General features: G+C 38.3%; 9 protein-coding genes and 1 tRNA gene. 4 read left to right on the forward strand and 6 right to left on the reverse strand.

Annotation, left to right across the window (positions count from 1 at the left end; all coding sequences use genetic code 11):
• Window positions 1–16: 16 nt before the first annotated feature.
• The 5 genes from ACFX4X_RS11520 to ACFX4X_RS11540 all read right to left on the reverse strand — a co-directional run bounded on the left by ACFX4X_RS11520 (window position 17) and on the right by ACFX4X_RS11540 (window position 2926).
• The gene (locus tag ACFX4X_RS11520) at window positions 17–505 is read right to left on the reverse strand and encodes a spore coat protein (protein WP_061462127.1); all 489 of its coding nucleotides are present in this window, start codon (window positions 503–505) and stop codon (window positions 17–19) included.
• A 236-nt stretch (window positions 506–741) separates the two neighbouring features.
• Window positions 742–1005 carry a hypothetical protein gene (locus ACFX4X_RS11525; RefSeq protein WP_061462128.1) on the reverse strand — a complete coding sequence of 88 codons (264 nt, stop codon included), beginning with the start codon at window positions 1003–1005 and terminating at the stop codon, window positions 742–744.
• A 159-nt stretch (window positions 1006–1164) separates the two neighbouring features.
• A complete protein-coding gene (locus ACFX4X_RS11530) occupies window positions 1165–1593 on the reverse strand; it encodes a GNAT family N-acetyltransferase (protein WP_061462129.1) in 429 nt (142 codons plus the stop codon).
• A 4-nt stretch (window positions 1594–1597) separates the two neighbouring features.
• A complete protein-coding gene (locus ACFX4X_RS11535; protein WP_377383507.1) occupies window positions 1598–2113 on the reverse strand; it encodes a YjcG family protein in 516 nt (171 codons plus the stop codon).
• 90 nt (window positions 2114–2203) lie between these two features.
• Window positions 2204–2926, reverse strand: a complete 723-nt coding sequence (locus ACFX4X_RS11540; protein WP_284471440.1) for an alpha/beta hydrolase — start codon at window positions 2924–2926, stop codon at window positions 2204–2206.
• Between the two features lie 192 nt (window positions 2927–3118).
• On the opposite strand from ACFX4X_RS11540, the gene ACFX4X_RS11545 reads away from it, so the two are divergent.
• Entirely contained in the window at window positions 3119–3676 is a 558-nt protein-coding gene (locus ACFX4X_RS11545; RefSeq protein ID WP_061462132.1) for a phosphatidylglycerophosphatase A family protein, read from the forward strand.
• Between the two features lie 17 nt (window positions 3677–3693).
• Here the strand turns inward: ACFX4X_RS11545 and ACFX4X_RS11550 are convergent, their stop codons facing one another.
• On the reverse strand, window positions 3694–3915 hold the full coding sequence (locus ACFX4X_RS11550) for a hypothetical protein (RefSeq protein WP_061462133.1): 222 nt from the start codon (window positions 3913–3915) through the stop codon (window positions 3694–3696).
• Between the two features lie 215 nt (window positions 3916–4130).
• Between ACFX4X_RS11550 and ACFX4X_RS11555 the strand changes: the two genes are divergently transcribed.
• From ACFX4X_RS11555 to ACFX4X_RS11565, 3 genes are all read left to right on the forward strand, one after another.
• A tRNA-Val gene (locus ACFX4X_RS11555) sits at window positions 4131–4202 on the forward strand.
• Between the two features lie 958 nt (window positions 4203–5160).
• Complete coding sequence (gene truA / locus ACFX4X_RS11560) at window positions 5161–5898, forward strand: tRNA pseudouridine(38-40) synthase TruA (RefSeq protein ID WP_377383509.1); 738 nt, start codon at window positions 5161–5163, stop codon at window positions 5896–5898.
• A gap of 110 nt (window positions 5899–6008) precedes the next feature.
• Window positions 6009–6533, forward strand: a complete 525-nt coding sequence (locus ACFX4X_RS11565; RefSeq protein WP_377383511.1) for a type 1 glutamine amidotransferase domain-containing protein — start codon at window positions 6009–6011, stop codon at window positions 6531–6533.
• The last annotated feature ends 101 nt before the right edge of the window (window positions 6534–6634 follow it).

Below are 6634 nucleotides of genomic sequence, written 5' to 3' on the forward strand. Positions count from 1 at the left end.
TTTTTGTGTTGATCTTCTAGAGAACGTCAATTTCCACGATTAGAGCTAACAATAATTGTAGTAAAAGTTGAATGTTAAGAGCGATTTGTGCATCAGTTGTTACAACGTCGATATCACGGCTGTTTTCAACAATTGTTTTTTGGCGCGTGATTTGTTTAACATTAGAAGATTGGATTAATTCTTGGGTAATCCTATCAGCATTATCATTATCTGCAACGGAAATGCTTACGATGATCGCGATAGCTGCTTGTAGAGCGGATTGTAGAGAAAGAGCCGCTTTAACATCTGTTGAAGTGATATTTACATTACAGGAATCTTTAATGTAAATTAGTTCTTCGGAAAGCTGAACCTGAGAATTGTCTTGTCTTGCCTCTTGTTCGATCGAGTCGTCTTCGTTATTGCAGAATCCTGTCAGGGGGTGGTGTGAAGCTGAATCTAGGGCTGACCATGATCTTTCAGAGTCTTCATGAGTGTTACAGTTGCTACGATATACATTTTGGTTCATGTTGTTTTTTCCTCCTTAGGTTTTATTCCCTATTAAAATATGCTTTGATGATTAATCGGGTTGGACGAATAAATCAGTTAATTCGTCTATTTTTTAATACTTAGGGAAAGTATTAGAGTGTGGGGGGGTGAATGATAAAAGAAGCTGGAGCTTCAGGAATGAAATGTAAGTGCTGCTATGTTTTCTGTTACTTATTTCTCCCCAGCAAGTAGGGTTTGATTAGGTGAAATGGTGAATCATTTATCTTTGGAATCCGTGAATTTGTTGTGAATAGAATTTGTAATTGGATTAACATCTTTTTCCGTGATGTTCTTGTCTTGGTTTATGATTTTTTGCGATTGCTCTTGTAAATAGCGAATGGTTTCTCTAAGGTTATTTCTTTCTTTTTCAGTTAGATCGACTTTTTCCTTTTTGAAACCATGTTTTCTCATAGTCCTCGAAACCAGCAGTTCCATTAATCTTTTTTGAGACTCCTCCAGGTTAAATTCATTGTTGCCCATAAAATTTTCCCTCCTTCTTGCTTTCTATATATAGTCTATGTATTTTTGCGGAGATTGCCATTGAACAGAAATGGTTTTTTTATAAAACGATAATTTAAGATCATGAACGAACAAAAAAACGCTGTCCAATCAGAAAACTGAAAGGACAGCGTTTTTATATCATAAAATGGTCTTCGTCATCGTTTTATGAGGAATGCCAGCATCCATGAATTCGTCGGAAACGATCTCATATCCTAACTTTGAATAAAAAGGAATCGCGTGCACCTGGGCATCAAGCTTTAATTGAGGTACTTCCCGTTCGCTTGCGTATTCCTCAATAGCGTTCATGATCATGGCACCGGCACCATTCTTTCGGCCCGATGATAGTACACAAATGCGCTGGACTTTACCAATGTTGTCGATTACCCTGAAGCGGCCGGCACCTATTGGCTGATCCTGATCATCATATAAAACGAAATGTGCAGACTCTTCTTCATATTCATCGATCTCTTCTTCAAGAGGGACTTTTTGTTCTTGGACGAATACTTTTTTTCGAATCATATAAGCATTTTCAAGCTCTTGGCTGTTCTCTGCAATTTTTACAAACACGAAATCATTCAGCTCCTAATCTAAATGTTTCATAAACGGTCCATGCCCCATCTTCAAGCTGATACAGCAAGTGAACTCGTTTCACCTCTTCTTCATGGCTAACGTCAAGCATGCTTAATTGGCCTAAAACATCAGAATGCTCATTATCGGATAAATCTTGAGCGATGGTAATATGCGGGACGAATGCATGTTCATTTTCACATTTCATGAATTCCTCATTATTAAGTGCATCATGCAGCTCTTGAAGCCCTTCGGATAATTCCACTTTGAAATAAATAGTATTGCTTACGGGTTGGAAGGACTTCGCTTTCGTTACGTTCATCGTAAAAGGACTGCACTTTTGAGCAATGCCTTTTAATTGTTCCGCGATCGTCGAAATTTCCATATCCGTCGCTTCGAATGTTGGTTTAAGCGTTAAATGCGGTGGAATGAAAGCATATTTCGTATCATACCTTTTTCGATAGGAGTTAGCTAAATCTTGAAGTTTTTTTGAAGGGAAAATTGCAACACCATATTTCATAAATAAAACCTCCTGATATTTTTTTATTGTTGTATTATAGTTGGACATGTTTTTCTTGAAACCATCTCAAAAGAGATGATTACGAGTAAGTTAGAACATTTCCAATAGTGCTCTTTTTAAATCTGCCTGCCAATATTTCCAGGTATGATTACCTTCAAATTCTTCATAGAAGCATGGAAATCCTTTTTGCTTTAATAATTTATGCAATTCCCTGTTGGGTTCTATGAAGTTTGCCCTGTTGCCATCAGTCGTCGGAACATCAGTTTCCCCAGTCCCGATCACATGGTAAAGTTCGAGGAGATGCGGATCCTCAAAATTACGTACAGCATCCATTACTGCTTCATTGGCAAGTGGCGACTGCATGATGCATTTCCCGAATGTATGGGGATACTTTAGTGCGGCCAATAAAGAAACTGTACCACCAAGAGAGTCACCTATCAAAGCTCGACCATGTCCCATTTGATAGGTCGGAAATTCATCATCTAAAAACGGGACAAGTTCATGGGCAAGAAAACGTATGTATGCAATGTACTGTTCCCCGTCCGGATGATATTTGCTCCTGCGGTCAAAGCGGTCTTTATAGGGAATGCCGACAACGATGATATTCTCGATCTCTTCGTTCCCTAATAGTTCATCGGCTACGCGACCAATTCGGCCCATTTGAAAATAATCACGGCCATCCTGAGCTATCACAAGCGAATATTTATACAGTGGCGAAAAATTAGCAGGCAAGTAAACAAGTAGTTCCAACTCTTCTGCTAAAGCTTCGCTTTTAAACATGTACTCTTTAATTGTGCCTTTGCGTAAACTCATTTTCCCGCACCTCGATGATAATTAATAATGAAAAACAACTTACTTGACTATTTTAGCATAGCCTTGCGATTTTTTCCTGTGAGAAGAATTTAGAATAGAATATTTTCATTATATTTTCTAAAAATTTAAATTATAAGGTGCTATAATACTAGCATATAGGAAAATAATACAATAAAAGAGGTGGCGAATAAAATGGCAGATGTACAAGTACACAGCAGGGAAGTAACAAAGGCGGCTAAACGAACATTAATAGAGCGTGGTGTAAGTGTGGAGGCAATTGCAAAAATCGTTTTTGAATTGCAGTTCCCGTATAAAGCTGATCTTAAGCTGGAGGAATGCATCCACAGCGTCGAGCGTGTCCTGTTAAAAAGGGAAATTCAACATGCCATTTTAGTCGGTGTGGAGCTGGATAGACTGGCAGAGCAAAAAAAGCTATCAGAGCCCCTGCAATCGATTGTTGAATCTGATGAAGGGTTATTCGGAGTGGATGAAACGATTGCCTTTGGTGCAGTACTCGGTTACGGAAGCATTGCTGTAACGACCTTTGGCCATTTGGATAAAAATAAAATAGGCGTCATTCACGAACTCGATAAGAAGCAAGAAGGAATCGTGCATACCTTCCTGGATGATATCGTTGCAAGTATTGCCGCGAGTGCCGCCTCAAGGTTAGCTCATCGTCTGAGAGATGAAGAAGAATCGTTAACTGAACAGGAAAAGGACATTCAGGAAGAAGAAGAGTTGATCGGTTGAATCTTGTCGACCAATTTTCATCCCGACCTATCAAACCTGGCCTTAATGAGGCGGGCAGAAAGGATATTGTCCATTTTAAATGTCCGTTTTGTCTGCCTTAGAAAACAGAATGCGTGAAAATTGCCTGGATAAATTTCAAGCACCTGGATTTTCCGCTGCGTAATCTTTCCTTGTTCGGAGAGATAAATTATCTCTAATGGAGCGTTTTCTTCCATATGTTTTCGAAGTATATATTTCATTCCTTGTCACTCCTTTGCTGACTTACTTGCAATCATTATATGCGAACATACGTTTCTTATGCAAGTGAAAAGGGAACGCCGGTTCTTGTTTTGCGGATAGGTAATAAAAAATAAGATGAAAATAAAACTTTTTTAATATAATGCGTTGACTTTTTAACAAAAAAACATATAATAAATTATGTACTTAAGTATTTTACTAATCAGTTATTACATACGACTTGTTAGCTCAGTGGGAGAGCACTTCCTTGACAGGGAAGGGGTCGTGGGTTCGAATCCCTCACAGGTCATCCGAACGGCGAAAGCATTGCTAAGCAATGTTCTTGCCGTTTTTTATTTTAAATCAACGACTGTATGATGGGTTCAAGGTAAACACCATAGAATGCCTAAAAACCACTTCACGCTAAAATATGTGAGGTGGTTTTTTTGCTTTTAAATTTCGAATTCAAGAATTTCATGAAGAGAAAGCACTTAAGTAACATTCAATTATGCTAGGTTTACTGTGAAGAAAATGAATTTGTAAATGTTAAGATGTTACTGCTAACATCAGTTTCTTTTCCTTGTAGCAGTATGGATTTTCCAAAGGGCATTTCTATTACAGTATCCAGTAGCGCTGGACATATAATTTGAAAGTTGTTAAGCATTACTTTACTCAGGTAGTCATCTCTAAGGAATAAAGACGCAAAAACTTTTGAATGACTCGTTCGTTGCATGACGTTAGCCTCTTTGGTAGACTATGCAGAAGTACATTTGACTTTGGCTAGGATTTACTATGGAACGGCATAGAGCTTCCCATTTTCAGGTTTCGTTTGGGACATCTCACTTTAGTAGGAGAATAAAGGGATGCAGCTTTATAAAAAGAAATAACCCATGAATCACACATACATTTTCCATATGTGGAGTGTGTGTCAAATCAGTTTTAAAAGTGTAACCCAATCATACAGGTTCCCGATGCTAACTCTAATTTCGTGGGGATCTTTTTCATGTCTATCCTTTTTCTATCTTTTCCTTCTCTCCTCTCCCAAAAAAGTAAGAACTCTTTAACTCGAACGGCAGGGGGCAGTGAAACTTCTAAGGAATAATTTTTGGATGTACAAAAATACATTACAAAAATAAAAACTTAACAATTTGATGTGTTTCTAAGAAAAAACCATCTTTTCTCATAAAGCAGGGGTTGTATGTGGGCTTGTAATTTATCAAGAATTTTCTGTTTAGATGACTATACAGGAATAATATAAGGAGGAAGCAATGAACAATTATAAATTGACCATTCAATATGATGGCGGGCGTTATAGAGGCTGGCAACGACTCGGTAATAGTGATGATACGATTCAAGGGAAAATTGAAAATGTATTAACGGAAATGGTAGGGGAAAAAATTGAAATCATCGGATGCAGCAGAACGGATGCCGGTGTACATGCCCTTGCCCAAATAGCCAATTTTAAGATCGGTGAAAATCTGACTGAAGTTGAAATCATGAATTATTTGAATAGATATTTACCACGGGATATCAGTATTGTCGAGGTTAGGCTAGTTCCTGAACGTTTTCATGCCCGTTATAATGCTAAGGATAAAACCTATTTGTATAAGATCTGGAACGAGCAATATACAAATCCTTTCATGCGAAAGTACAGTATGCATGTAGAGGAAAAGCTGAATATCACAAGAATGAAAAATGCATGTCAACATTTTATAGGTGAACATGATTTCACTGCTTTTTCAAATGCAAAGTCTAAGAAAAAGTCCATGGTGCGTGAAATATACTCCATTGATATAGAAGAAAATGCTGGCTTCATCCAAATTACAGTGCGAGGCGATGGATTTCTTTATAATATGGTTAGAAAGATTGTCGGGACGTTGATAGAAGTTGGGTTGGGTGAAATAGATGCTGAAAATATACCAAGTATTATAGAGTCAAAAGAAAGAATCCAAACGGGTCGTATGGCGGAGGCAGCTGGGCTGTACTTGGTAAAGGTTGATTTATAGGCCGGATGTTGATGCATCGGTAATTGTATGTTAAGTGTACAGGCAGTAGAAAAAGGGAAGTAATAGGGAAGAATGGTAAAGCGGAAAGTACGAAAGAAGGAGAGATTTTCATGAGATTAGCAGGAAAGAAAATAATCTGTCTTGTGCACCATGATTTTGAAGATTTAGAGCTCTGGTATCCGATTTTACGTTTAAAAGAAGAAGGGGCGATTGTTCACCTCGCTGGTGAAAAGGCGAATGAAACATACATTGGAAAATATGGTGTACCAGCCATTTCTGATTATGAGTATGGCAGTATTAATGCAGAAGAATATGATGCCATTCTTGTACCGGGCGGTTGGGCACCCGACAAAATTCGCCGGTTTCCTGAAGTGTTACCGCTCCTTCAAAGCATGGAAGAAAATAAAAAAACCATTGGGCAAATTTGTCACGCTGGTTGGGTGTTGATATCCGCGAAAATTTTACAGGGGAAGACTGTAACGAGTACACCTGGCATTAAAGATGATATGGAAAACGCAGGGGCAACTTGGATAGATGAGCCCGTCGTCGTAGATGGAAACCTTGTGTCAAGCAGACGTCCACCTGATCTGCCGGATTATTTAAGAGAATTGATAAACGTGATTGAAAAGGGTTAAATCCATAGTACGGTGAAAAACCACTCAGTTTGTAGACAAAAGGGGTTCGGAATTAAAAAATTCCGAACCCCTTTTTGAGATTCCCTTTGAATTTTTGCCTG

The sequence above is a fragment of the Peribacillus sp. YIM B13481 genome (assembly GCF_042787985.1).
In the GTDB taxonomy this organism is placed as follows: Bacteria; Bacillota; Bacilli; order Bacillales; family DSM-1321; genus Peribacillus; species Peribacillus simplex_A.

Coding starts and splice junctions, on each gene's coding strand:
- ACFX4X_RS11535 (WP_377383507.1), bottom strand. CDS start 2,113: ATGAAATATGGTGTTGCAATTTTCCCTTCAAAAAAACTTCAAGATTTA.
- ACFX4X_RS11550 (WP_061462133.1), bottom strand. CDS start 3,915: ATGAAATATATACTTCGAAAACATATGGAAGAAAACGCTCCATTAGAG.
- truA (WP_377383509.1), top strand. CDS start 5,161: ATGAACAATTATAAATTGACCATTCAATATGATGGCGGGCGTTATAGA.
- ACFX4X_RS11520 (WP_061462127.1), bottom strand. CDS start 505: ATGAACCAAAATGTATATCGTAGCAACTGTAACACTCATGAAGACTCT.
- ACFX4X_RS11565 (WP_377383511.1), top strand. CDS start 6,009: ATGAGATTAGCAGGAAAGAAAATAATCTGTCTTGTGCACCATGATTTT.
- ACFX4X_RS11545 (WP_061462132.1), top strand. CDS start 3,119: ATGGCAGATGTACAAGTACACAGCAGGGAAGTAACAAAGGCGGCTAAA.
- ACFX4X_RS11525 (WP_061462128.1), bottom strand. CDS start 1,005: ATGGGCAACAATGAATTTAACCTGGAGGAGTCTCAAAAAAGATTAATG.
- ACFX4X_RS11540 (WP_284471440.1), bottom strand. CDS start 2,926: ATGAGTTTACGCAAAGGCACAATTAAAGAGTACATGTTTAAAAGCGAA.